The organism is Arthrobacter glycogeni, assembly GCF_054511155.1.
In genome coordinates this window covers 14,542-39,363 of record NZ_JBTNDE010000023.1, presented here as the reverse complement: position 1 = coordinate 39,363, position 24,822 = coordinate 14,542, and the positions used below count along the sequence as shown (strand labels likewise).

Below are 24,822 nucleotides of genomic sequence, written 5' to 3'. Positions count from 1 at the left end.
CGAGCCTGTCTCGATTCAAGCACTTAGGGGACCTGACGCTGCTCCGGACCGTTGTAGGCGCTGAGCGGGCGGATCAGGGAGTTGGACGCGGTCTGCTCCATGATGTGGGCGGTCCACCCGGTGATCCGGGCGGCGATGAACAGGGGGGTGAACATCTCGGTATCGAACCCCATCAGGTGGTAGGTGGGGCCGGCCGGGTAGTCAAGGTTGGGCTTGATGCTCTTCGCCTCGTCCATGGCCGTTTCCAGCCCGCTGTACAGTCCGAGTAGCTCGGGCCGGCCAAAGTGCTTGATCATCCCGTCCAGCGCGCCCTTCATGGTGGGTACCCGTGAATCGCCGTTCTTGTAGACCCGGTGGCCGAAGCCCATCACCTTCTTCTTCTGGGCGAGGGCATCCTCCATCCACGCCTTCGCCCGGGCGGCAGCATCCTCTCGGGACTCGTCGGTGCGGATACCGATCTCCTCGAACGTGTGCATCACTGCCTCGTTCGCCCCACCGTGCAGTGGACCTTTCAGGGCGCCGATGGCACCGGTAACCGCCGAGTGGAGGTCAGCCAACGTTGACGTGATCACCCGAGCCGTAAAGGTCGACGCGTTGAACGAGTGCTCCGCGTACAGCACCATCGACACGTTGAACGCCTCAACAACCTCGGGCGCCGCCTCCTCGCCGAACGTCATCCACAGGAAGTTCGCCGAGTAGTCAAGATCGTCCCGCGGAGCAACGATGTCCAGACCACGACGACGGCGCTGGTCGTAGGCGACGACGGCGGGGAACGCCGCGAATAGCTCTTTCGCTTTCTCCAGGTTGGCTCCAGGCGAAGAATCGCCGGCCAACGGGTGATTGGCGCCGAGCACTGACACGGCTGTGCGGGCAACGTCCATCGGGTGGCATGACGTGGACAGCAGATCGATGGCGGCCTTGACGTTGTCGGCCAGCGCACGGTGGCTGCGTTCAAACGTGGTGAATTCCGTCAGCTCGTCCTTCGAGGGAAGCTCCCCGTGCCACAGCAAATACGCGACCTCTTCGAAGCTGCACCTGGCGGCCAGCTCCTGCACCGGGTACCCGCGGTACAGCAACGAGTTGGTGTCGGAATTGACCATGGAGATGGCCGTGGTGTCGACGGTGACTCCGGCTAGCCCTTTATAGATCTGCGGTTCTGTCATGGGGACTCCTGTTCACCAGCTGAAGTGGCCTGCTGCGTCGTGTGTTCCGGCGAACCGGGCACCTGAAAATTGAAAACCGAGGTGTCGAATCGGTTGTACGCCTCATAGTCCACGAGCTCGTAGAGACGGGCCCGGGTCTGCATGGCACCGACGGCGCCCTGCTGGGTGCCGTCGGCCTTGATCGATTCCAGCGTACGCTCCGCCGCCCCCATTGCACTACGCAGCAGGGTGACGGGATAGATCACCATGTTCACCCCGACCGAGGAGAGCTGGTCCAGGGTGAACAGCTCGCTCTTCCCGAACTCGGTCATGTTGGCCAGGATGGGGACGTCGACGGCGTCGCGGATGGCCTGGAACTCACTCAGGTCCCGCATGGCCTCGGGGAAGATCGCATCGGCCCCGGCCTCCACGAGTGCCCGGGCACGATCCATTGCCGCCTGCAGGCTGTCCGTGCCGCGGATGTCGGTGCGCGCCATGATCAGGAAGTTGGGGTCGCGGCGGGCGTCAGCCGCCGCGCGGATCCGCTTGGTGGCCGTGTCCAGGTCCACCACGTTCTTGCCATCCAGGTGCCCGCACCGCTTGGGATTGAATTGGTCCTCGATGTGGCAGCCCGCCAGTCCGGCGTTCTCCAGCTCCTGGATGCTCCGCGCCACGTTCATCGGTTCGCCGAAGCCGGTGTCGGCGTCGACAATCGACGGCAAATCGGTCATCCGGGCGATCTGCCCGGCCCGCGTGGCCACCTCGGTGAGCGTCGTCAAGCCAATATCCGGCAGACCCAGGTCATTGGCCAGGACGGCGCCGGAGATGTAGATGCCGTCGAACCCCTTGTCCTCAATCAGCCGCGCCGACAGGGGATTGAACGCCCCCGGGAACTGCTGGATCCGGCCGGACGCCAGGCCTGCGCGGAACGCGATGCGCTTCTGCTCGGGGGTCACCGCTGAATACAACATTTAGAACAGTCCCTTCGGTGCGGTGGCGGGGTCGATGACGCCGGGCGCCGCGACCAGGTTGAGCTGGTCCAGTTCGCCGGCAGCCAGGTCGGGCAGGCGCTCGACGGCGGCGAGGAACCGGTCGATCTCTGCCTCGTCGACAATCCGGTGGCCGTCCTGCCCAGCGGCGAGGGTGCGCAGCTTGTTGATGTACTGCTCCCGGGCGAACGGCCGGGCGCCGAGGGGGTGCGCGTCGGCGACGGCCAGCTCATCGGTGATGACTGTGCCGTCGGCGAGGGTGATTTCCACCCGGCCGCCGAAGGCCTTCTCGCTGATGTCCAGCGAGTGGTAGCGCCGGGTCCACTCCGGGTCTTCGAGAGTGGTGACCTTGTGCCACAGCGCCACCGTGTCGGTCCGGCCGGCGCGCTCCGGGGTGTAGGAGTCGACGTGATGCCAGGAGCCGTCCTGCAGTGCCACGGTGAAGATGTAGGGGATCGAGTGATCGAGGGTTTCCCGGGAGGCGGTCGGATCGTACTTCTGGGGGTCGTTCGCGCCGGATCCGATCACGTTGTGGGTGTGGTGCGAGGTGTGGATGACGATCGACTTCACCTGCTCGGGGTCCGCCGCCTCCGGGTGGGCCGCGTGGAGCTTGCGGGCGAGGTCGATCAGGGCCTGGGCCTGGTACTCGGCCGAGTGTTCCTTGGTGTAGGTGTCGAGGATGGCCCGCTTGGACTCGCCTGCGGCCGGCAACGGTACGTCGTACCTGCCATCCGGGCCGTCCAGCAGCCAGGCAATGAATCCATCTTCGCCCTCGTAGATCGGGGTGGGGGAGGTCTGGCCCCGCATCGCCCGGTCTGCAGACTCCACAGCCATCTTCCCGGCGAACGCCGGAGCGTGAGCCTTCCAGGTGGAGATCTCGCCCTTGCGTGACTGGCGGGTGGCGGTCGTGGTGTGCAGGGCCTGGCCGATGGACTGGAAGATGGTCTCGACGTCGAGGTCCAGCAGCGTGCCAATCCCGGCGACCGCGGACGGGCCGAGGTGCGCCACGTGGTCGATCTTGTGCTTGTGGAGGCAGATGGCTTTCACCAGGTCCACCTGGATTTCGTACCCGGTGGCGATTGCCCGCAGCAGGTCCCGCCCGGATCGCCCGGTGTGCTGGGCGACGGCGAGAATGGGTGGGATGTTATCGCCGGGGTGGGAGTAGTCGGCGGCCAGGAACGTGTCGTGGTAATCCAGCTCGCGGACGGCGACGCCGTTGGCCCAGGCAGCCCACTCGGGTGACGTCTTCGCCTGAATCCCGAAAATGGTGGCACCGGCGCCGTTCGAGGACGCCGGGTGGCTGGTGGCCTGCGCGCGGGCGGCCACCACTGGGGCGCGGGTGAACGAGGCAACGGCGACCGAGGCGTTGTCGATGATGCGGTTGATCACCATGTCGGCTACGTCGGCGTCGACCTCCACCGGATCGGCGGCGACCAGCGCCAGGCGGTAGGCGAGCTGCTCCTCGCGGACGAGGTTCTCTTCGCTGCGGTGGGTACGGACCAGGTGATGTTCAACCATTGAGGTGAGCCTTTCGGGGTGGGACGGAACCGGCGTCGAAACTGTGTTTGGACGCCAGCAGATGGTCAAGACTGTTGTGGAGGTGGATCTTGGTGGCGGCCGCGGCCAGGTCGGCGTTGCCGGTGGCGATGGAACGTGCGATCTGGGCATGTTCGGCCGCCGACGCCAGCAGCCGCTCAGTGTTGTCTTTGGCCAGGCGCCTGATGCGCACCAGTTGAGCACGTAGCTGGCCCTGGGCCTGGCGGAGGAACTGGTTGTTCGCGGCGGCGTCGACGGCAGCATCGAGTTCCGAGACCAGGGCGTAGTAGTCACGCTGATCGGGGTCGGAACCGTCGATGAGGTCGCTGGCCGCCTCGAAACGTTCGGCCAGTGCGGTGAAGACCGGCAAATCCTGGTGTGCCGCGGCGAGCTCCGCGGCCTTGCAATCCAGGGCAAGCCGTACCTCGAAGAGCTGGCTCATCTTCTCCAGGGAGATATCGGTAACGACGACGCCGCGTCCCGCCTGTGCGGTGGTCAGGCCTTCCGCCCCGAGCCGGGCGAGTGCCTCGCGCAGGGGTGTCCGGGAGACGCCGAGTCGCGCAGACTGTTCAACCTCACCCAACACGGTCCCGGGAACCAGGCGCCATTCGATGATGTCGGCCTTCAAGGCGGCGTACGCCCTGTCGCTTGCTCTCATGGATCCTCCTGCCGGCGCTGGCTGTGACGTAAACACTGTAAAGCCAATGTATACAGGGAGGTCGGTATCTGCAAGATAAAGTCGCCAATCAGGGAATTTACTGCGACTTATGTATACATGAGTCCGGCGCGTCAGTAGGATGACAGCACAACACATTGACGTGGAGGAGAGCCGTATGAGCCAGGACTATCGAACGCTGTATCGCCGAAGCCTTGAGGCTCCTGATGCGTTCTGGCTGGAGGCAGCACAGGCCGTTGACTGGTCCAGGGACCCGACCGTTGCCCTGGACAGCAGCGCCGCACCACTTCATCGGTGGTTTCCCGACGGCGAGCTCAACACCTCCTATAACGCCCTGGATCGCCACGTCGAGGCCGGGCGTGGCCACACCACCGCGCTGATCTACGATTCGGCGATGCTCGGCCTCGTCCGTAAGTACACCTACGCCGAGCTCCGGGATGAGGTGGCATGCTTCGCCGGGGTCCTGCGCTCGCAGGGGGTGGCCAAAGGGGACCGGGTGGTGATCTACCTGCCGATGGTGCCCGAGGCGGTGATCGCGATGCTCGCCACCGCACGCCTGGGTGCGGTCCACTCGGTGGTCTTCGGTGGGTTCGCGGCCAAGGAGCTCGCCTCCCGGATCCAGGACGCACGCCCCACCGTGGTGGTGACGGCCTCGGGCGGGCTGGAACCGCGCGGCCCCATTGAGTACCTGCCCGCCGTGCACCAGGCCCTTGAGCTCTGTGAGCATCGGGTGGACGCCGTGATCGTGAAATCGCGCGAGGGGTTCGTGAACACCCGCGCCCAGTACGCGACGACGTCGGGCACCAGCTGGTTCGACTGGGACGAAACGCTCGCCACAGCCGAGCCAGCCAGCCCCGTTCCGGTCAACGCCACCGACCCGCTCTACATCCTCTACACCTCAGGAACCACGGGATCCCCCAAGGGGGTGGTGAGGGACAACGGCGGGCACGCCGTCGCCCTGACCTGGTCAATCACCAACATTTTCGACGTCCGCCCGGACGACGTCATGCTGACGGCATCCGACGTCGGCTGGGTGGTGGGACATTCATTCATCGTCTACGCCCCGCTGCTCGCCGGTGCGACAACGGTGCTGTACGAGGGGAAGCCGGTCGGCACCCCCGACGCCGGAGCGTTCTGGCGCCTGATCACTGATCACCGGATCAACGTCCTCTTCACCGCGCCGACCGCGCTACGGGCGGTCCGGAAGGTGGATCCGGACGCCGCCCTGCTCCAGGCCTACGACACGTCGAGCCTGCGGCTGCTGTTCTGCGCGGGGGAGCGGCTCGATATCGACACGTACCGGTGGGCCGGCGAGACGCTCGGCGTCCCGGTGATCGACAACTGGTGGCAAACCGAAACCGGCTGGCCCATCTGCGCCAATCCCCGCGGCGTCGAAGAGCTGACCATCAAGCCGGGTTCGCCGACGCTGCCCCAGCCCGGCTACGACCTGAAAATCCTCGACACCGACGGCCAGACGGTCCCGGCCGGAACCGAAGGCAACATCGCATTGAAGCTGCCGCTGCCGCCGGGAACGCTTCCCACCTTGTGGGGGAGCGACGAGCGCTACATCAGCTCGTACCTGAGCGCGTTCGACGGTTACTACGTCACTGGTGACTCGGGATATCTCGACGACGACGGCTACGTTTTCGTGATGGGCCGCACCGACGACATCATCAACGTGGCGGGCCACCGGCTCTCCACCGGGGCCATTGAGCAGGTTCTGGCGCAGCACCCGGCAGTCGCAGAGTGCGCGGTGATCGGGCTGGCCGACGTGCTGAAGGGGCAACGCGCCAGCGGCTATGTGGTACTGAAGGCCGGGGCAGACATCAGCGCGGAGACGCTCCAACAGGAGTTGGTGGACCTGGTGCGGCAGCAGATCGGCCCGGTAGCAGACTTCAAGCAGGCGGTGGTGGTCGACGGGCTACCGAAGACAAGATCCGGGAAGATCCTCCGGAAGACCATGCGCCAGATCGCTGCCGGTGAGAACTATGTGGTGCCCTCCACCATCGAGGACCAATCGGTGCTCGACGCCATGAAACCGGTCCTTCAGCCCACCCCGGGGAGCTAACTGATCCAGGAGTACTCAAATTCCGGCCGGCCACGCGTCCCATACCGGGGTGCGCGCCGGGCGGATTCCTGGTCGGCGAGGTATTCAAGGTACCGGCGGGCGGTCACCCGGGACAGCGCGAGGTCCGCCGCCACCTCCACCGCCGACACGGCGGTGCCGCCCCGTTTCAGCAGCAGGATCACGCCCTTGAGCGTCTCGTCGGAGAGCCCCTTGGGCAGACTGCCCTGAGCGGGCGGACGAAGCGCGGCAAGGGCGTTGTCTACCTCGGATTGGGTGGTGGAGGATGCCTGGGCCACCAGGTTCTCGCGGAAGGAACGGTAGCTGGCCAGCTTGTCGCTGAAGGCCGAGTAGGTAAACGGCTTGATCAGATACTGGACGATACCGGAGGAGATAGCCGCCCTGACGATGTGCAGTTCCCGGACGGCGGTGATGGCGATGACGTCGGTGGGCAGACCGGCGCCCCGGATCCGCCGGATGATGTCCAGACCATGGATGTCGGGCAGGTTCATGTCCAGTAACACCAGATCCACCCGTTCCGCGCCAGAGCCCAGGAAGGTCATCGCCTCGGACCCGTTGTGGGCGACCCCCACCAGGGTGAACCCGTCGAGCCGCCTGACATACTCGGCGTGGGCCTCCGCGGTGATGGTGTCGTCCTCAATCACCAGGACCCTGATGGCATCAGACATGGGCGCCACCCGGAAACGGGTTGTCGGCAGTAGGCGCCTGCGTCGGGGCGAGGGGCAACAACACAGTGAACCGGGCGCCGTCGTCGTTCGCCACAGTGATCGAACCTCCCAGGCGGTGCACCGCCTGGCGCACCAGGGCCAGCCCCAGCCCGCGGCCGGCGCCGCCCATTGCGGGCTCCTTGGTGCTGAACCCGAGCGTGAACGCGTCAGCACCCGTCGCGCTTATCCCCGGCCCGCTGTCCTGCACCGTGATCATCACGTCGCTGCCGCTGCGCTCAAGAGCGAGGTTCACCTTCCGGCCTTGCGAATCGGCTGCCGCGTCGAGGGCGTTGTCCAACAGGTTCCCGATGATGGTGACCAATGCGCTCGGGTCCAGGTGCGAGGTTTCGATCATGCCGTCGACCGCGATCGCCAGCTCGATCCCGCGTTCGTTGGCCTGCGCGGCCTTGCCGACGAGGAGTGCGGTGATGAAGGGTTCGTCGATGGCACCGAGCACGTCGTCGGTGAGCTGCTGTGACTGGGTGAGGTCGCGGGTGGCAAAGTCGAGGGCTTCGGTACGGCGGTCAAGCTCGATCAGGGACACGATGGTGTGCAAACGGTTGGCGTGTTCGTGGGTCTGGGCGCGCAGTGCGTCGGTGAGGGTGCGCATCGTCGCCAGCTCACCGGTCAAGGACTCGATCTCCGTATGGTCCCGGAGGGTGGTCACGATACCCATCGGCTTGGCGCCCGGCGGTGGGGTACCGCCGCCCGGGACTGCCGCCTCCTGGTTGACCACCAGGATCCGGTCAGCTGTGACATGGAACTCGTCGATGGCTTGCCGGCCGGTGGTGAGCAGGTCCACGAGCGACGGCGGCAGGTCAAGGTCGCAGGCAGCCGTCGGCTGTCCGGCGCGGGCCGGGGGCAAACCCAGCAGATGGGCAGCCTGGTCGTTGTACAACACCAGTTCGCCGCGCGGGTTTGTGAGGACCATGCCCTCGCGGACCGAATGCAGCACCGAGTCGTAGAACACGAACATATGCGCGAGCTGGTCAGTCCCGAGGCCGAGAGTTGCCCGCCGCAGGTGCCGGCTGAGCAGGAAAGACACCACCGCGCCAGCTGTCACGGCACCGGCCGCGATGAGGAATAGTAGTGGCAGCTGGGCGTTGCGGGCGATCGTGACTGTGTCCACGGTAACTCCGGCGGCCACCATCGCGACCACCGAGCCGTCGTCGTCGATCACCGGCACGATCGCCCGGACCGACGGGCCGAGGGTGCCCGAAAAGGTTTCGGTATGAGCCCGTCCAGTGAGGGCCTGCTGCACCGAACCGATGTACGGTTCCCCGATCTCGTCGGGGTTGCGGTGGGTGAACCTGGTCCGGTCCGGCGCCATGATGGTGATGAAGTCGACGCCGAGGTCGTCCATCACCTCAATGGCATACGGCTGGAGCGCGGCGCTGGGATCGGGCTGCGACACGGAGGCGCTGACATAGGGGTCGTCGGCGAACGTCGTCGCAATTGCGAGCATGCGATCGGCTGACGTCTCATAAGTGCTCTGCTCCGCATCCAGGTAGAGGACCCAGGAGATAGCAGCGGTCAGCGCCAGCACAAAGACCAGTTGCCCGACGAAGAACTGCCGAGCCAGGCTCCACTGCCTCACCGTTCCACCGGTTCCCTTCGTTGATGCCGCGAACAATATGACCGCAATGGTGATTCACATCACTGTACGCCCGAGCATGGGATAGACAGCTTTGAATCATCCACCGAAGGAGTATGGCTATGGCGCCATCGAAATCCGCAGCAGGTCAGCCGGCCGAGGCGGCCGGCCCGGGTAAGCCCCGGAAGAGGGTCGACAAGACCCATTTCCTCTACATTGCAGTGATCGCTGCGGTGATCCTCGGCGCCATTCTGGGCCTGATGGCACCGGAGTTCGCCAAAAGCCTGAAGCCCATCGGTGCTGGCTTCATCGGGCTCATCAAGATGATGATCGCACCGATTATCTTCTGCACCATTGTGCTGGGTATCGGCTCCATCGCCAAAGCCGCAACGGTCGGCAAGGTCGGCGGGCTGGCGCTTGGCTACTTCATGCTGATGTCCACCTTCGCCCTGGCCATCGGCCTGGTTGTCGGCAACATCGTTCAGCCCGGCGAAGGCCTCGACCTCTCCGGCGCCACCTACGACGCCGGCGATCCCGCTGAGGCGACCGGCACCACCGACTTCCTGCTAGGCATCATTCCGGTCACGCTGCTCGCTTCCCTGACCGGAACCAGCATTCTCCAGACCCTCTTCGTCGCACTCCTGGTTGGTTTCGCCCTGCAGGGCATGGGATCCGCCGGCAAGCCAATCCTGCGCGGCATCGGTCACATCCAGGCACTCGTTTTCCGCATCCTCATCATGGTGATGTGGCTCGCCCCGATCGGCGCGTTCGGCGCGATCGCCGCTGTCGTCGGCGAAACGGGCGTCCAGGCGATTATCAGCATGTTCACGCTGATGGCCGCGTTCTACGTGACCTGCATCCTCTTCATCGTCGTCATCCTGGGCGGCCTGCTGAAGCTGGTGACCGGCGTCAATATTTTCAAGCTGATGAAGTACCTGGGCCGCGAATACTTGCTGATCTTCTCCACCTCCTCCTCCGAGGCAGCACTGCCGCGCCTGATCGCCAAGATGGAACACCTGGGCGTCTCCAAGCCCGTGGTGGGCGTCACCGTCCCCACCGGCTACTCCTTCAACCTTGACGGCACCGCGATCTACCTGACCATGGCGTCACTGTTCGTTGCGTCCGCCTTGGGTACCCCGCTGGCGCTCGGCGAGCAGATTTCGCTGCTGGTCTTCATGATCATCGCCTCCAAGGGCGCTGCCGGCGTCACCGGCGCCGGCCTGGCCACGCTGGCCGGTGGACTGCAGTCGCACCGCCCGGACCTGGTGGACGGCGTCGGCCTGATCGTCGGCATCGACCGGTTCATGTCCGAGGCCCGCGCGCTGACCAACTTCACTGGGAACGCCGTCGCCACCGTGCTGATCGGCAAATGGACCAATGAGATTGACCGGGGCCGCGTTGACGAGGTTCTCTCCGGGAACTTGCCGTTCGACGAGGCGACCATGAGCGCCAACCACTTCGATGACGACGTCGAAGCCGGTTCGGCGGCTACCACCGACAGGGCAGTCAGCAACCTTGATGACGTTGATAATGACGGCGACCGCCGGGTCGGTGCCAACCGCTAGGTTCTAGCTCCCGCGTAACACTCGGAATAGGCCTCTTCCCAGCAGGGGAGGGGCCTATTCTGTTGTCCGACGGTCGAAGCGGGTGCGCCGCAAACCGTCCCACTGACGCGCCCCGACCACTGGGATTGTCTAGACAATCCCAGTGGCCGGCGTCGGCGGGTGGGCTAATGCAAAAAGTGCTTCCCGTCCCAGCCGGGAAAGCTTAGACCTCAGGTTGAAACTAAAGGCTCGCGGGTCGATGTCAGCCGATTTACCCGTCGGAATGCAGCCCCGGTTGTAACGTGGAGGGCAGGCAAGCCAGCAGTACTTTCAGTTCAGCGATTAAACGGAAGCGTGGATACATACGTGAGTAGCGAACAGGGTTCCACAACTCTGACGGACGCCGAGATCGGGCCCACCGGCCGCCCGGTGACCGTGTTCCCCGAACCACCGGTTTTGTCCTCCCACGGACCGGCCCGCGTGATAGCGATGGTGAACCAGAAGGGTGGCGTCGGCAAGACCACCTCCACCATCAACCTGGGTGCGGCGCTCGCCGAGGCGGGACGCCGCGTCCTGCTGGTCGACTTCGACCCCCAGGGCGCCCTCTCAGCAGGCCTCGGCACCAACCCGCACGAGCTCGATGTCACCGTCTACAACGTGCTGATGGACCGCAAGGTGCAGATCCAGGACGCCATTCAGACCACGGCATTCGAGAACGTGGACCTGTTGCCTGCCAACATCGACCTCTCGGCAGCCGAAGTGCAGTTGGTGAACGAGGTAGCCCGCGAACAGGTACTGGACCGCGCCCTCCGGAAGGTTTCGGATGATTACGACGTCATCCTCATCGACTGTCAGCCATCGCTCGGACTCCTGACGGTCAACGCGCTCACTGCGGCGCACGGCGTTATCATCCCGCTGATCTGTGAGTTCTTCGCGCTGCGCGCCGTTGCGTTGCTGGTCGAAACGATCGAGAAGGTCCAGGACCGGTTGAACCCGCGACTGCAGGTCGACGGCGTCCTCGCCACCATGTACGACGCCCGGACCCTGCACAGCCGCGAAGTCATCGCCCGACTGGTCGAGGCTTTCGGTGACAAAGTCTTCGAGACGGTCATCAAGCGCACCATCAAGTTTGCCGATGCGACAGTGGCCGCCGAGCCAATTACCTCCTACGCGGCAAACCACTCGGGTGCCGACTCCTACCGCCGGCTGGCCAAGGAACTGATCGCGCGCGGGGGCGCCCCCTAACCATGCAGTGCGCCGCGCAGTTCTTTATGCAGCGCTCCGACGCCCGTGCGTGAGACCGAGGCTCACGTCGCCACACCCGACCGCGACGGCGCACTGGAAACCGCCAGGTTCACCGTCCGGCTGGAAAACTTCAGTGGTCCGTTTGACCTGTTGCTGGGGCTCATTTCCAAGCATGAGCTGGACATCACCGAGGTAGCCTTGGCCACGGTCACCGACGAGTTCATCGCGTATATCCGCGCCTTCCAGGGCACTGACGCCGATTTCTCCCTCGACGAAGCCAGCGAATTCCTGGTCATCGCCGCGACCCTCCTGGATTTGAAAGCGGCCCGACTGCTTCCTGCCGGTGAGGTGGAGGACGATGAGGATGTGGCGTTGCTGGAAGCGCGGGACCTCCTGTTCGCCCGGCTGCTGCAGTACAAGGCGTTCAAGGAAATCGCCCGGCAACTGGGGGAGCGGCTAGCCGAGGAAGGCCAGCGGTCCCCGCGGGCGGTAAGCCTCGAACCCGAGGTTGCGGCGATGCTGCCCGAATTGTCCTGGCGCACCACCCCCGAGCAGTTTGCAGCCCTGGCGGCGAAAGCACTCGAGCCCCGCGAGCCCGCGCCCACCGAGGTGGGGATCGACCACCTCCACGGGTCAACAGTGAGCGTTCGCGAACAGGCGGAGCTGCTGGAGCTCCGGCTCCGGGAAGGACGACCGCTGTCCTTCCGGCAGCTCACCCAGGATGCCGGGGACATGCTGACCGTGGTGGTCAGGTTTCTTGCCTTGCTGGAAATGTTCCGCGATGCTGTGATCTCCTTTGACCAGGGAGCGCCACTCGGACATCTCACGGTCCGCTGGTCGGCTGGCACCAACGACTGGTCCCCGGCCTCGATCAGCGAAGAGGATGACCAGCCAGCGACCTCACCAGCCCTGCCAGCTCTACCCCCTGAAGGATCACTTTGACAGCCCAGGACCCCGACGCCGAGGAAACCCTCTTTGATGCGTCGGGCGAACCGGGCGGCATCAAAGCCGCACTGGAGTCTGTGCTGATGGTCGTCGACGAGCCAGTCACCGACCTGCAGCTCGCCACAGCGCTTCTGGTTCCGGTCGCCGAAGTCAAGCAGCTACTGGTGGAACTCCAACGGGAGTATGACGGCTATACTGGTCAGGGCCCAGAAGGGCACACCACCGATCCGGCGGTTTCACAGCCGCGTGGCTTCGAGCTACGCAGCGTCGCCGGTGGATGGCGGATTTTCTCGCGCAGCACGTTTGCGCCGGTAGTGGCGAAGTTCGTGCTCGAAGGACAAAGCGCCCGCCTGTCACAGGCAGCTTTGGAAACCCTCGCCGTCATCGCCTACCGGCAACCGGTGTCTCGGGCAAGAGTTTCAGGGATCCGCGGCGTGAACGTGGATTCGGTGGTCCGCACCCTGGCGCTACGCGGTTTGATCGCTGAAGCGGCAACCGATCCTGAAACTGGCGCACTTCTGTACGGAACAACTTCGTACTTTCTGGAAAGATTAGGTATTGGCAGCGTTGCTGACCTGCCGCAGCTTTCACCACATCTACCCGGGTTGGAAAACCTCGGTGACTTTGATGACACGACGTACTAAACACGCTAGCTAGAAGGATATTCAATGACACAGGCGCCACGGTCCGGCTCCGGACGTAACACCCCCCAACGCGACGGGTCCGCACGTCCTGCCAGCGGCCGTGAGGGTTACGCGCGTGACGACTCCGGCCGTGACCGATCGCCCCGCGACAGTGCCCCGCGTGACGGCGCCTCCAGGGACGGTTCCCCGCGTGACGGGGGCTCCCGTGACGGCGCGCCGCGCGGCGGGTCAGCGCGCGGCGGTGCACCCCGTGCCGGGTCAGGGGCAGCTCGCGGCCGTTCGGCACGAGACGCGTTCGGTCGCGGATCGACTTCCGGCGCAGGGCGCGACGGCGATGCTCGCCCGAGCTCACCTCGGGAAGGCGGCGGCTTCGACCGCGACGGCGAACGTCGGGGACCCGCCCGCGACGGCGCCAAGCGCCAGGGCCCAGCCCGTGGCAGTGCCGCCCGTGCCAAGCCAAGCCGGGATGGCGCACCCCGTGAGGGCTATGCCCGTGATGCGTCACGTGATAGTTCACCCCGCAGCGGCGCACCCCGCGACACCTCGGCCCGCGGCGGTCGTCCCACCAGCGGCGGCTACCGCGGTACCTCGGAAGGCTCCGGCGACGCACGCCCGTTTGCCAACCGCACCCCCAAGCAGGCCGGTCCCAAGAAGAGCGGCGGCCGGCAGCAACCGGCCGGTCCCAAGGCCTTCGGCCGGGAACGCTTCGGCCAGAGCCTCGGGCCGGTCCATCGTCCCAAGGCGCAGAAGCCTAAAGCGGCGCCCGTCGATCGTCTCGACGTCCACAACCCCGACGGCGTCCGCCTCCAGAAGATCATGGCCTCGGCAGGGGTGGCGTCACGCAGGGTCTGCGAGGAAATGATCGAGGATGGCCGCGTCGAGGTCGATGGAACCATCGTCACCGACCTCGGTGTCCGGGTGGATCCCACCCAGGTCGCCATCCATGTGGACGGCATCCGCCTGCAGCTCAACGACCACCTGGTCTACTACGTTTTCAACAAGCCCAAGGGCGTCATCTGCACCATGGAGGACCCTGAGGGTCGCCCCTGCATCAGTGACTACCTGAAGAATAAGAACGAGAACGAACGGCTCTTCCACGTGGGACGTCTCGACGTCGCTACTGAGGGTCTGCTGCTCCTGACCAACGACGGCGAGCTCACCAACCGGCTGACCCACCCCTCGTATGAGGTTCCCAAGACCTACCTGGTGCAGGTCCGCGGGCCGATGGCTCACGGGATTGGCGCCAAAATGCGCGAAGGCATCGAGCTTGAGGACGGCATTGCCAGCGTCGACTCGTTCAGGCTGGTCGACTCCACCCCGGGCCATATCCTTGTCGAGGTAGTGCTCCATTCCGGCCGCAACCGTGTGGTCCGCCGTCTCTTCGAGGCCGTCGGCCACCCCGTCGAGCGACTCGTCCGCACCCAGGTGGGCCCCATCCGGGTCAACGACCAACGCCAGGGCAGCATCAGGGTCCTCGGCAACCAGGAAGTCGGACACCTGTTGGCAGCGGTGGGACTGTAATACATGCCTGGCCCTAACAACGGTGGTACCCACCTGTCCGGTCCCGTGCTCATTGTGGGCACGGGGCTTTTGGGCGCCAGCATTGGGTTGGGGCTAAGGGCCCGGGGGATCGACGTCGTATTGACCGATATCTCTCCTTCCACCCAAGCGGTGGCCGAGGATATCGGTGCGGGCCGCACCCTCAACCCGGTCGAAACTCTCGATCCAGAGCTGGTGGTCATCGCAGCGCCCCCCGATGTTATTGCCGACCTGAGTGCCAAGGCGCTCACCGAGTACCCGGGCGCCGTCGTCGTCGACATTGCCAGTGTGAAATCCTCGGTGCTGGACCACCTGACCACGGTTGTGGACGAGTCGGCGCTGGCCCGCTACGTAGGGACCCACCCGATGGCTGGGCGGGAAAAGTCAGGGCCGGTCGCCGCCCGCAGTGAACTGTTCACCAGCATGCCCTGGGTGGTCTGCCCCGGGCCGCAGACCACCGCGGCTGCAATCCGCACTGCCGAAGCGCTGGCGATTGACCTGGGCGCCGTCGTCGCGCGTATGAGTGCCGAGGAGCACGACCAGTCGGTTGCGCTGATTTCCCACCTCCCGCAGGTGCTGTCGTCGCTGGTGGCGAGCCGGCTGCAGGATTCACCGCCGCACGCGCTGGCGCTGGCCGGTAATGGCCTGCGGGACGTAACCCGGATCGCCGCGAGCGACCCGCGGCTCTGGGTGCAGATCCTGTCGGCGAACGCTGACCGTCTGGTCCAGATCCTGTACGGCGTGCGCGCGGACCTGAACCGGTTGATCGGCACGCTGGAGAACCCCACGGGGGCCGGATCGCGGCTCGACATGGCGCAATTGATTTCCGAGGGCAACGTGGGCCAGGCCCGCATCCCCGGCAAGCATGGCACCCCGCCCGAGGCCTTCGCCAGGATGACGGTGCTCGTCGACGACGTCCCAGGCCAGATCGCGCGGCTCCTCACCGAGATCGGCGACGCCGGCATCAACCTGGAGGATCTGCGGCTGGAACACTCGCCCGGGCGTCAGGTCGGGATGGCCGAGATTTCGGTGGTGCCCGGAAAACGGCACGATCTCCTTGAATTTCTCACCGCCAATGGTTGGAAAGTGGTCCAGTGAACACGCCTCATTCCCTCTTCCGTATCGGCAAGTCCCTGGTGGTCGCCATCGATGGGCCCTCCGGGTCCGGCAAATCCAGCGTCAGCCGTGAAGCGGCGCGCCAGCTGCACGCCGCCTACCTCGACACCGGCGCCATGTACCGGGCCGTCACCTGGCATTGCCTCGCTGAAGGAATCGATCTGGCGGACGGCGCCGCCGTCGAGCACGCCGCCCGCACGATCAACCTGCGCATCAGCACCCGGCCCGACGCCGAATCGGTCACCGTCGGTGGCCAGGATGTCACCGACGCCATCCGTGAACCGCGGGTCTCCGACGCTGTCTCGGCTGTTGCCACCACCATGGGCGCCCGCAGTGAACTGATCCGACGTCAGCGCCAGATCATCGCCGACTCAGGGCACCGCATCGTCGCCGAGGGCAGGGACATCACCACCGTCGTCGCGCCCGACGCCGAAGTACGGATCCTGCTGACCGCCAGCGAAACCGCCCGCCTGCGCCGCCGTGGCGACCAGCTCGGCGGCACCCAGACCGACGCGCAGCTGCAGGAGCAGGTCCTGGGGCGGGACACCAAAGACTCGACAGTAGTCAATTTTCACCAGGCCGCAGATGGCGTGGTTACCGTAGATTCATCGGAACTCGATTTCGAGCAGACCATCACGGCCGTGCTCGACGTCGTTCGAACCGTTGCACACTGATAACGAAGGAATGCACTCATGACTGACAACCAGGCCCGCCCTGACATTGAAGGGGCAGAAGAGTTCGAGCCGTCCGGCGAGGACTCGATTGCGGAGCGCCTGGCCGGAATCGACGACGACGAGGCGGAGGTCCGCGCCCGGTCGCTTCGGGCCGGCCTTGACGACTACGAACTCGACGAGGAAGATGCGGCGCTGCTTGCGTTGGAGCCCGAGGATTACAATCCCGATGCGCCGATGCAGCTCGATCCGGTCCTCGCCATCGTTGGACGCCCCAATGTGGGCAAGTCCACGCTCGTCAACCGTATTCTCGGTCGCCGCGAAGCGGTCGTCGAAGACACCCCTGGTGTCACCCGTGACCGCGTCATGTATTCGGCCACCTGGAACGGCCGCGGGTTCACCCTCGTGGACACCGGTGGCTGGGAGCACGATGCCCGTGGCATCCACGCCCGGGTCGCCGATCAGGCCGAGATCGCCGTCGACATGGCCGACGCCGTCCTGCTGGTCGTCGACGCGACAGTTGGCGCCACCGCCACGGACGAAGCCATTGTGCAGATGCTGCGCAAGAAGAAGAAGCCGGTCATCCTGGTCGCCAACAAGGTTGACGACATCCAGAACGAAGCCGATGCCTCCACCCTGTGGGGTCTGGGCTTCGGTCAGCCGTGGCCGGTCTCGGCCCTCCACGGCCGTGGTACCGGTGACATGCTGGACCAGGCGCTTGAGGTGCTGCCGAAGTTCTCGGCGCACGGAGGGCTGGAACGTTCCGGCGGGCCCAGGCGTGTGGCGCTGATTGGCCGTCCCAACGTGGGCAAATCGTCGCTGCTGAACAAGCTGGCGGGCAGCGACCGGGTAGTGGTGGATCCGCTGGCCGGAACCACCCGTGATCCTGTTGACGAAATGATTGAACTCGACGGCCGCGTCTGGCGCTTCGTGGACACCGCGGGCATCCGCCGCCGCGTGCACATGGCCCAGGGCGCCGACTTCTACGCGTCCCTGCGGACCCAGTCGGCGTTGGAAAAGGCCGAAGTGGCCGTGGTGCTGCTGGCCGTGGACGAGGTGTTGAGTGAGCAGGACATCCGTATTCTGAACCTCGCCATGGAGTCCGGCCGGGCACTGGTGCTGGCGTTCAACAAGTGGGACCTGATGGACGACGAGCGTCGCACCTACCTGGAGCGCGAGATCGAACAGGACCTGGCGCACGTCGAATGGGCACCCCGCGTGAACATTTCGGCCTTGACCGGCTGGCACAAGGACCGGCTGACCCCGGCCCTGGACCGCGCGTTGGCGTCCTGGGACACCAGGATCCCCACCGGGCGCCTCAACGCGTTTCTCGGCGAGCTGGTTGCTGCCCACCCGCACCCGGTCCGTGGCGGAAAGCAGCCCCGTATCCTCTTCGGCACGCAGGCGTCGTCGCGGCCACCGAAATTTGTCCTCTTCACCACCGGGTTCCTCGACCCGGGCTACCGTCGCTTCATCCAGCGTCGCCTGCGGGAAACCTTCGGGTTCGAAGGAACGCCGATCGAGGTTGCCATGCGCGTCCGCGAGAAGCGCGGCAAGAAGAAGTAGTCTCGCCCGTGCACGCCTAGCGGATTGGGGATCCTCAAGGCGGCCCGGTTCGTTCAGGGCCGGGGTATGCGATAGGATTCTTCAGGTGGTTCAGCCTTCATCGGCGAGCCAATCGGGATGTGGCGCAGCTTGGTAGCGCACTTGACTGGGGGTCAAGGGGTCGCAGGTTCAAATCCTGTCATCCCGACAGCTGGAAGCCCCGATGAGACGGCAAATCTCATCGGGGCTTCGTCGTTCTGGACGCGGTTTTTTAGGTCACAGTCTGGTCTCTTTGGCCTTTCTGGGTGGACGACCCAATTAAGAGCGGAACCGGTCGACCTTGGGCGTCTGAGGATAGAGGACCACAAGGGGACCAGAACGCCGTTTCCCTTGACTCGTGCTACTTGGGATATCTACCACTTTCAAGGCCTCTGATGATTTCGTCTGCGGTATCGGAGGGCTCTGGACCGAGGTCATTCGCTAATCATCGACTCAGTACGAGACATAGGTGCCGGTCCACGCCCGGACGGATGTGGCGACGACGGCATCTACGATCCACCCGATAGAGGGGGGTTGTTAGAATACCCTTCGGAACCACCCGAACGCAGTAATCCCCAGACAGCGCACCGCATTGCGGAATACCTTATCGGGTTGATCACTCTCCGCCTGACTTTTACAAGCCTTCACACCATTCCCGGTAATAGGAATTGCTCGTCTAGGGGTGGGCGCTGCGGAACCCACAGCGCCATGGATCTGCAGGACTACACCGACGTATTGATCTTTCCGTTACAACTGAAACTCACTCCGATGTCTGCGTTCCAAGCCCTTCGCGGCCCGACCAGGTAACGGGCGCCGTCTACCGGAGCCGAGATAGTCGCTGACGGGCCGGCAGCAGCCAAAACTAAGCTGAGCTAAGCGGATACGCACTACGGAGCTTACCGTTGCGCGCCCGCCAAAATAATCGGAATGGGGAATTGCGAGGCGCGAAGGGGGTCAAGTAAGTCGTCAGTGATCCCCGCAGTGAAATCATTGACCTCCAAGACCTTGAAGAGCGCCTCACGGCCGAACTTAGAGCTGTCCGCGACGAAGAAGGCCTCCTTCGCGATGGAACGCATCAGCCTTTTGAGCTCAACCTCATAGCTACTCGTGTGATAGAGGCCGTCGTCGCAGACGGTATCCGCGCCGAACACTGCGACGTCAACTCGCAGATTCTCCAGTTGAAGCACTGCAGCCGGCCCCCACGTCGTGTAGATGTCGGGGAGAAGTTCGCCGCCAATAAGTACGAGATGCGCTGAACGTCGCCGGGCAATCTCCGTGGCAACGCGCAGATCATTGGTCACCACGGTGAGACGTCGCCGAGTCAGGTGCCGCGCGACCTCGAGCGTCGTGGTCCCCCCATCGAGGAGCACTGTTTGGCCTTCAAGAATGCGCTCCGCCATTGCCTTGCCAATCGCGGACTTCTCGGCGAGATGAAGTTCCTCTTTGAATTGGTGAGGAGTGTCAGATTGCCGAACTGGGATCGCACCACCGTGGGTTCGCTGCACCAAATCCATCGCCTCAAGACGCTCAAGGTCACGCCGAATCGTCGATGAAGTCACAGCAAATCGCGCGGCGAGATCGTTGACGGATCGGAAGCCATCATCCTTAAGAACCTCGACAATCTCTGCCTGTCGTGACACGTATCCAGCTCCTTTCTTGTCTAAAGTACTGCCTGCGCGGACTAGCCTCATCGCTGGTTCGATTCTAGAGCGTCTGCGCGAAAGTGCGCATTCCGGAGCAGTGCGTGTTGGCCGATGTCGATGCCGATGCACTCGATTACCTGATCTTCAGGGAGGTGGGCTCGGAACGCGCCGAAAAAGGGGGCAAACAAGGATCCTCGGCGAGATCTTGACCCATCTATGCTCATTAATGCGCAGAAATCTGCGCGATATCGCTTGACAAGCCGGGTGTTCGAAGATATTTTCATCCAATAGCGCGCAACTGTAAGCGTGCTACATCAAGGATTTCACCTGCATTGAATCGTTCACAAGGGAGTAAACGAAATGAATAGTAAGCAAACCCTCCGTGGCACCGCGCTTCTGGTGGGAGCATCTCTCGGTCTGGTCGGCTGCTCATCAGTGGGCTCGGTCGGAAGCGAGTCGAGCGGCGAGGCCACCCCCTCCGGGGAACAAGTCATGGTGACGGTCGTAAAGGCTCAGACCATTCCGTGGTTCCAGCGCATGGAGGTAGGGATCCAGGCATTCGCTGACCGAACTGGCGTCGATGCCCGTCAGGAGGGCGCAGACGACGTCAGCCCCGAGAAGCAGGTTCAAATCGTCCAGGACCTCATCGCCCAGAAGCCCACGGCAATCACTGTTGTACCCAACTCGCCCGAGGCACTCTCTTCGGTGCTCAAGCAGGCTCGGGACCAGGGAATCATTGTCGTCTCACACGAGGCAACCGGTATCGAGAACGTCGACATCGACATCGAGGCGTTCGACAACCCCTCCTATGGTGCCGAGATCATGGACAACCTGGCCGAATGCATGGGTGGAACAGGTGAGTACGTACAGTTCGTCGGTGGGCTGACCGCTCAGACGCACATGGAGTGGGTTGATGCCGCGCACGAGAACCAGACCGAGAATTTCCCGGACATGACTCGCGTCGAGACTCCGATTGAGAGCACCGACGACCAGGGGACTGCTTACGAGCGCGCAAAAGAGGTGCTCGCCAAATACCCGGACATCGCCGGATTCCAGGGGTCAGCCGGCAACGACGTCCCCGGCATCGCGCGTGCGGTTCAGGAGGCTGGGCTTGAAGACCAGGTCTGTGTGATGGGCACCTCCATCCCGTCGGTCGCCAACCAGTACCTCGCTGATGGTTCCATCGACAAGATCTTCTTCTGGGACCCCGCCCTCGCCGGTGAGGCACAGCTGGCCATCGCGCAAATTCTGGCCGACGGCGGAACCATCGAGGAAGGCACCGATCTTGGAGTCGAGGGCTACACCTCGCTCAAGAAGCTCGAAGGGTACGACAACGTCTTTGTCGGAGAAGCTTCGGTAGCTGCCGACGCCGAAACAGCCGCCGAGTACGACTTCTAGCCATCTCAGACCGGGTCGGGGCGCGCATCCAGTGGATGCGCGCTCTGGATCCGAGTTGGAAAGGTAATGCTATTACTTCCGCACCCAATTCCCCGCAGGCAGAACCATTCGTCTCGGCATACGGAATTTCCAAGACCTTCGGTGGCGTACCCGCTCTCAGGGACGTGTCCATCGAGCTGATCCCAGGAGAAGTGCACTGCCTTGCGGGCGAAAACGGTTGCGGCAAGTCGACTCTCATCAAGATCATCTCCGGTGCGGAGCGGCCCGACTCGGGTGAGATCGTCATCGACGGAGTCTCCCATTCCCACATCAACGCCCACGCAGCTATCCAGAGCGGAATTCAGGTCATCTACCAGGATTTCTCGCTCTTCCCCAACCTTACGGTGGCTGAGAATATTGTGCTGACTGCGGAGGTCGCGACCGGGCGTCGGATCTATTCCCCTGCTTCCATTCGGCCCAAGGCCGAGGCGATTCTGAAAGAACTCGATCTCGATCTCGATCTCGATCGCGAGGTCGGAGATATTTCGGTTGCTGACAAGCAGCTCACCGCAATCTGTCGAGCCCTGGTCAATGATGCGCGCGCTATCATTATGGATGAACCAACAACAGCCCTCACCCACTCGGAGGTGAGTCGGCTGTTCGCCCTCGTCGAGCGCCTTCGCGCCCGCGGAGTGGCCCTGATGTTCGTTTCCCACAAGCTCGAAGAAGTACTCGCCATCTCTCAGCGACTCACGATCATGCGATCCGGTCGGCAGGTCGTGAGCGGGCCGACGTCCGAATTCGATCCGCGATCGATCTCGCGCCACATGACCGGTCGTGAGGTCAACGAAGCACGAACGGTGAGCGACCTCGACCTGTCGGCGCCCCTGGCTCTCGAGGTCACGAATCTTTCCCTGGCTGGGGCCTATCGGGACATTTCCTTCGGGTTGCGCCGCGGCGAAATTCTCGGCGTGACGGGCCTCCTGGGATCAGGCCGCACCGAGATCGCAGAGTCGCTCTTCGGGGTTACCCCCGCCGACGACGGCCAGATCCGGGTCGCGGGCGAAGTTGTCAATATTCGCACCATTCAGGACGCCGTCGCAGCAGGCATCGGATATGTTCCCGAGGATCGCCTTTCCCAAGGTCTATTCCTTGAAAAATCGATTGCTGACAACATTGTCGCCGCCTCACTCGAGTCCCACCGCAGTAAGTGGGGCACTTTGAGTACCTTGGGCGTCACCGCCACGATCAAGCACTACTTCGAGGGCCTCAAAATCAACGCCCCGAACGCGCAGGCCCCGGTTCGCACGCTCTCCGGCGGGAACGCGCAGCGCGTGGTCCTCGCGAAATGGCTTGCGACCGCACCAACCGTGCTCATGCTTAACGGGCCGACCGTCGGAGTAGACATCGGCTCGAAAGAAGAGATTCTCGAGCTCCTTCGTGTCGAGGCCGCCAAGGGAATGTCCGTGATCGTCATCTCGGACGACGCCCCCGAGCTCGTAGCCTCGTGCCATCGAGTATTAGTCATCAGGCAAGGACGCCTGACCCACACTCTCGAGGGAGATCAGATCACAGTGGACACAATTCAAGAGCGGATGTCGGCCTGATGGACGCGCTTCGGCGGCTCCGAGGCGCGAACAACGAGGGCGTTCTGGCCCTCGTCCTGCTCGGGCTGATCCTTGCGATGTCAATCGCCAACCCAACCTTCTTCACCCCCAACACCGGCTTCTCAATCCTCCGGAGCTCGATTGTTCCGGTGATCTTCGCTCTGGGCGTTCTCATCGTGGTGATCACGGGCGGGATCGACGTCTCATTCGCTGCCATCGCGATCTTCGCCGGATACGCAACGGTGTCGTTCTGCCTGAGCTCCGGCTACGACCCCGGCCTACTCGGGATTTTCGCGATTGCGATCGGCGTGGGTGCTGTCCTCGGACTCATCAACGGCATAGTCATCGCCCAGTTCAACCTGCCCACGCTGATCGTGACACTCGGTACCCAGGGCATCTTTTTCGGCGCGATGTACACCTATGTCGGGGCCACCTACTTCGCAGAGCTCCCGGGGTCGATGGCGGCACTGGCCACGACGAACCTGCTCGACGTCACAACGCCGGAGGGTCGTGCATACCTGCACGTGTTGGTTGTGCCGGCCCTCCTGTTGTGTGTGCTCGTAGCATGGGTGCTGAAGCGCTCTATGTTCGGACGCTCCCTCTACGCCATGGGCGGCGACCTGGAGGCGGCACGGCGTGCCGGGTTCCAGGTGAAGCGCACTCAGGTGTCCGTTTACGTGCTGGTGGGAGCACTCGCTGCAATCGCTGGCGTCATCCACATCGTGCTCAGTCGAAGCGCCAACCCCCGTGATCTGGTCGGCACCGAACTCGACATTATCGCAGCAGTGGTGCTCGGCGGCGCATCGATCTTCGGCGGTCGTGGTTCCGTGATTGGCACTGTACTCGGCGTACTTCTCGTGCAGGTAATCAAGAACAGCCTCTTGCTGGTGGGCGTACCCAGTGCGTGGCTGCGCACCGCGGTCGGCGTACTCCTTGTCCTCGGCGTTGGTATCCAGGCAATAGCGGCCCGAAGAGATTCCCGGCGGATGCGTGTGATCGAAGATCTCGACTCGGCGCACAAAGACGAACAGAAGGTGGGACCTTGAGCCCCGACATGAAGTCGCCCCGTACGAACTCGAAGTCGCTGCGCCAGTTCAATGGTCAAGTCGGGAGCTGGACCGAACGGTTAGTGCGACGTACCGGCGCAAACCGTGGTGCAGGACGGATGGTCGTTGCGCTGCTTATGGCGATCTCGCTGTTCTCCATCCTTAACCCCGGAGTCTTCCTCAGTCCGATCAATCTGCAGAACATCGCTGTCGCTGCGCCCGAAATCGGCATCATCGCAATCGGGATGATGGTCGTCATGCTCACCGGCGGAATCGACCTGTCACTGGTAGCCGTCGCTAATTTCTCCGCCATCACCATTTCGACCCTGCACACGGCGATAGCTACGAACGACCCGGACCTGGCAAACAATCTCGCCTTCGTCATTGTTCTTGCCGGTCTCGCCGTCGGAGTGCTCGGCGGTGCAATCAATGGATTCCTGGTGAGCGTGGTGGGAATCACCCCGATTCTGGCAACACTTGCCACCATGCAGATCTACAACGGGATCGCCATCGTCTGGACGGGCGGCACGACACTCTACGGCGCGCCGGCCATACTCGGCACGATCGGGCAGGCGGCCGTCGCCAACATCCCCGTGCTTTTCATTATCTTCCTCGCCGTTGCTGCCCTCGTCGCTGTTCTCATCAATCGCACGGCCCTCGGCCGAATGATCCAGCTGGAGGGCGCCAACCCTGTCGCCGCGCAATACTCGGCTATTCCGCGACGGGCGGTGCTCATGAAGACCTACATGGTGGGTGGATTGCTCGCCGGGCTTGCCGGCTTGCTCTTCCTTGCCCGCAACCCCACAGCGTCGGCCGACTACGGCTCCTCCTACGTCCTCCTGGTGATTGTCATCGCCGTGCTGGGAGGTACCAATCCCTCCGGAGGGTTCGCATCGGTCGCTGGCGTTGTCCTCGCGACACTCACCCTGCAGGTTGTGTCCAGTGGGTTCACCGCCATCCGGCTCTCGTCGTACGAGTACGCGATCGCCCAGGGTGTAATTCTGATCGGAGTGATGATTCTCGATTCGGTTTCGTCTACGCGCACCAAACGGTCGAAGAAAGCTGGATCCCAACCGGCCACTGAGGCCCCCTCCACCGAGCCCGTCATCCACTGAACCTGATCTCGAAAAA

Annotated in this window: 20 protein-coding genes and 1 tRNA gene; 14 read left to right on the top strand and 7 right to left on the bottom strand. The window is 63.9% G+C overall.

Features of this window, described 5'->3' with window-relative positions; genetic code table 11:
- Positions 1 to 23: 23 nt before the first annotated feature.
- The 4 genes from ACX80O_RS14295 to ACX80O_RS14280 are packed head-to-tail and all read right to left on the bottom strand — an operon-like array spanning position 24 to position 4,325.
- The gene (locus ACX80O_RS14295) at positions 24 to 1,163 is read right to left on the bottom strand and encodes a bifunctional 2-methylcitrate synthase/citrate synthase (protein WP_459333832.1); all 1,140 of its coding nucleotides are present in this window, start codon (positions 1,161 to 1,163) and stop codon (positions 24 to 26) included.
- Positions 1,160 to 2,113, bottom strand: coding sequence for a methylisocitrate lyase (gene prpB / locus ACX80O_RS14290; RefSeq protein ID WP_459333831.1), 954 nt, complete (start codon positions 2,111 to 2,113; stop codon positions 1,160 to 1,162). Before prpB ends, ACX80O_RS14295 begins: the two co-directional genes overlap by 4 nt.
- Positions 2,114 to 3,649 carry an MmgE/PrpD family protein gene (locus tag ACX80O_RS14285; RefSeq protein WP_459333830.1) on the bottom strand — a complete coding sequence of 512 codons (1,536 nt, stop codon included), beginning with the start codon at positions 3,647 to 3,649 and terminating at the stop codon, positions 2,114 to 2,116. It lies immediately after the preceding gene.
- The gene (locus ACX80O_RS14280; RefSeq protein ID WP_459308533.1) at positions 3,642 to 4,325 is read right to left on the bottom strand and encodes a GntR family transcriptional regulator; all 684 of its coding nucleotides are present in this window, start codon (positions 4,323 to 4,325) and stop codon (positions 3,642 to 3,644) included. The genes ACX80O_RS14285 and ACX80O_RS14280 overlap by 8 nt, the downstream gene beginning before the upstream one ends.
- 175 nt (positions 4,326 to 4,500) lie before the next feature.
- On the opposite strand from ACX80O_RS14280, the gene ACX80O_RS14275 reads away from it, so the two are divergent.
- Positions 4,501 to 6,411, top strand: a complete 1,911-nt coding sequence (locus tag ACX80O_RS14275; protein ID WP_459333829.1) for an AMP-binding protein — start codon at positions 4,501 to 4,503, stop codon at positions 6,409 to 6,411.
- On the opposite strand, the gene ACX80O_RS14270 is transcribed toward ACX80O_RS14275, so the two are convergent.
- A complete protein-coding gene (locus tag ACX80O_RS14270) occupies positions 6,408 to 7,097 on the bottom strand; it encodes a response regulator (RefSeq protein WP_459333828.1) in 690 nt (229 codons plus the stop codon). The genes ACX80O_RS14275 and ACX80O_RS14270 overlap by 4 nt on opposite strands.
- The gene (locus ACX80O_RS14265) at positions 7,090 to 8,733 is read right to left on the bottom strand and encodes a sensor histidine kinase (RefSeq protein ID WP_459333827.1); all 1,644 of its coding nucleotides are present in this window, start codon (positions 8,731 to 8,733) and stop codon (positions 7,090 to 7,092) included. Before ACX80O_RS14265 ends, ACX80O_RS14270 begins: the two co-directional genes overlap by 8 nt.
- A gap of 119 nt (positions 8,734 to 8,852) precedes the next feature.
- Here ACX80O_RS14265 and ACX80O_RS14260 point away from each other — a divergent pair, with 119 nt between their 5' ends.
- The 9 genes from ACX80O_RS14260 to ACX80O_RS14220 all read left to right on the top strand — a co-directional run bounded on the left by ACX80O_RS14260 (position 8,853) and on the right by ACX80O_RS14220 (position 18,187).
- Positions 8,853 to 10,295, top strand: a complete 1,443-nt coding sequence (locus ACX80O_RS14260; RefSeq protein WP_459308539.1) for a cation:dicarboxylate symporter family transporter — start codon at positions 8,853 to 8,855, stop codon at positions 10,293 to 10,295.
- Between the two features lie 345 nt (positions 10,296 to 10,640).
- Positions 10,641 to 11,519 (top strand): ParA family protein, encoded by an 879-nt coding sequence (locus tag ACX80O_RS14255; RefSeq protein ID WP_196841963.1) that lies wholly within the window; start codon positions 10,641 to 10,643, stop codon positions 11,517 to 11,519.
- Between the two features lie 45 nt (positions 11,520 to 11,564).
- On the top strand, positions 11,565 to 12,461 hold the full coding sequence (locus ACX80O_RS14250; protein ID WP_459308541.1) for a segregation and condensation protein A: 897 nt from the start codon (positions 11,565 to 11,567) through the stop codon (positions 12,459 to 12,461).
- Positions 12,458 to 13,108, top strand: a complete 651-nt coding sequence (scpB, locus tag ACX80O_RS14245) for an SMC-Scp complex subunit ScpB (RefSeq protein WP_459308543.1) — start codon at positions 12,458 to 12,460, stop codon at positions 13,106 to 13,108. Before ACX80O_RS14250 ends, scpB begins: the two co-directional genes overlap by 4 nt.
- Before the next feature lie 24 nt (positions 13,109 to 13,132).
- Complete coding sequence (locus ACX80O_RS14240; RefSeq protein WP_459308545.1) at positions 13,133 to 14,629, top strand: pseudouridine synthase; 1,497 nt, start codon at positions 13,133 to 13,135, stop codon at positions 14,627 to 14,629.
- Between the two features lie 3 nt (positions 14,630 to 14,632).
- Positions 14,633 to 15,745 carry a prephenate dehydrogenase gene (locus ACX80O_RS14235; protein WP_459333826.1) on the top strand — a complete coding sequence of 371 codons (1,113 nt, stop codon included), beginning with the start codon at positions 14,633 to 14,635 and terminating at the stop codon, positions 15,743 to 15,745.
- Positions 15,742 to 16,437: a (d)CMP kinase gene (cmk, locus tag ACX80O_RS14230; RefSeq protein WP_459308547.1), complete on the top strand. Its 696-nt coding sequence runs from the start codon at positions 15,742 to 15,744 to the stop codon at positions 16,435 to 16,437. Before ACX80O_RS14235 ends, cmk begins: the two co-directional genes overlap by 4 nt.
- An 18-nt stretch (positions 16,438 to 16,455) precedes the next feature.
- Positions 16,456 to 18,000 carry a ribosome biogenesis GTPase Der gene (gene der, locus ACX80O_RS14225; protein ID WP_459333825.1) on the top strand — a complete coding sequence of 515 codons (1,545 nt, stop codon included), beginning with the start codon at positions 16,456 to 16,458 and terminating at the stop codon, positions 17,998 to 18,000.
- 113 nt (positions 18,001 to 18,113) lie between these two features.
- A tRNA-Pro gene (locus tag ACX80O_RS14220) sits at positions 18,114 to 18,187 on the top strand.
- 727 nt (positions 18,188 to 18,914) lie between these two features.
- Here ACX80O_RS14220 and ACX80O_RS14215 read toward each other — a convergent pair.
- Positions 18,915 to 19,658: a DeoR/GlpR family DNA-binding transcription regulator gene (locus ACX80O_RS14215; RefSeq protein ID WP_459260178.1), complete on the bottom strand. Its 744-nt coding sequence runs from the start codon at positions 19,656 to 19,658 to the stop codon at positions 18,915 to 18,917.
- 363 nt (positions 19,659 to 20,021) lie between these two features.
- Between ACX80O_RS14215 and ACX80O_RS14210 the strand changes: the two genes are divergently transcribed.
- The 4 genes from ACX80O_RS14210 (at position 20,022) to ACX80O_RS14195 (ending at position 24,806) form a co-directional block, all read left to right on the top strand.
- Positions 20,022 to 21,059 carry an autoinducer 2 ABC transporter substrate-binding protein gene (locus tag ACX80O_RS14210; RefSeq protein WP_459260177.1) on the top strand — a complete coding sequence of 346 codons (1,038 nt, stop codon included), beginning with the start codon at positions 20,022 to 20,024 and terminating at the stop codon, positions 21,057 to 21,059.
- Between the two features lie 164 nt (positions 21,060 to 21,223).
- Complete coding sequence (locus ACX80O_RS14205) at positions 21,224 to 22,645, top strand: sugar ABC transporter ATP-binding protein (protein WP_459308549.1); 1,422 nt, start codon at positions 21,224 to 21,226, stop codon at positions 22,643 to 22,645.
- On the top strand, positions 22,645 to 23,691 hold the full coding sequence (locus tag ACX80O_RS14200; RefSeq protein WP_459260175.1) for an ABC transporter permease: 1,047 nt from the start codon (positions 22,645 to 22,647) through the stop codon (positions 23,689 to 23,691). The genes ACX80O_RS14205 and ACX80O_RS14200 overlap by 1 nt, the downstream gene beginning before the upstream one ends.
- A gap of 119 nt (positions 23,692 to 23,810) precedes the next feature.
- Positions 23,811 to 24,806 carry an ABC transporter permease gene (locus tag ACX80O_RS14195; protein ID WP_459308551.1) on the top strand — a complete coding sequence of 332 codons (996 nt, stop codon included), beginning with the start codon at positions 23,811 to 23,813 and terminating at the stop codon, positions 24,804 to 24,806.
- Positions 24,807 to 24,822: the final 16 nt, after the last annotated feature.

Bases quoted from the DNA above. Each gene is read 5' to 3' on its own strand.
- ACX80O_RS14270 (WP_459333828.1), bottom strand. From the start codon at position 7,097: ATGTCTGATGCCATCAGGGTCCTGGTGATTGAGGACGACACCATCACC.
- prpB (WP_459333831.1), bottom strand. From the start codon at position 2,113: ATGTTGTATTCAGCGGTGACCCCCGAGCAGAAGCGCATCGCGTTCCGC.
- ACX80O_RS14195 (WP_459308551.1), top strand. From the start codon at position 23,811: ATGGTCGTTGCGCTGCTTATGGCGATCTCGCTGTTCTCCATCCTTAAC.
- ACX80O_RS14285 (WP_459333830.1), bottom strand. From the start codon at position 3,649: ATGGTTGAACATCACCTGGTCCGTACCCACCGCAGCGAAGAGAACCTC.
- ACX80O_RS14210 (WP_459260177.1), top strand. From the start codon at position 20,022: ATGAATAGTAAGCAAACCCTCCGTGGCACCGCGCTTCTGGTGGGAGCA.
- ACX80O_RS14240 (WP_459308545.1), top strand. From the start codon at position 13,133: ATGACACAGGCGCCACGGTCCGGCTCCGGACGTAACACCCCCCAACGC.
- ACX80O_RS14295 (WP_459333832.1), bottom strand. From the start codon at position 1,163: ATGACAGAACCGCAGATCTATAAAGGGCTAGCCGGAGTCACCGTCGAC.
- ACX80O_RS14260 (WP_459308539.1), top strand. From the start codon at position 8,853: ATGGCGCCATCGAAATCCGCAGCAGGTCAGCCGGCCGAGGCGGCCGGC.
- ACX80O_RS14235 (WP_459333826.1), top strand. From the start codon at position 14,633: ATGCCTGGCCCTAACAACGGTGGTACCCACCTGTCCGGTCCCGTGCTC.
- ACX80O_RS14280 (WP_459308533.1), bottom strand. From the start codon at position 4,325: ATGAGAGCAAGCGACAGGGCGTACGCCGCCTTGAAGGCCGACATCATC.
- ACX80O_RS14275 (WP_459333829.1), top strand. From the start codon at position 4,501: ATGAGCCAGGACTATCGAACGCTGTATCGCCGAAGCCTTGAGGCTCCT.
- der (WP_459333825.1), top strand. From the start codon at position 16,456: ATGACTGACAACCAGGCCCGCCCTGACATTGAAGGGGCAGAAGAGTTC.
- ACX80O_RS14200 (WP_459260175.1), top strand. From the start codon at position 22,645: ATGGACGCGCTTCGGCGGCTCCGAGGCGCGAACAACGAGGGCGTTCTG.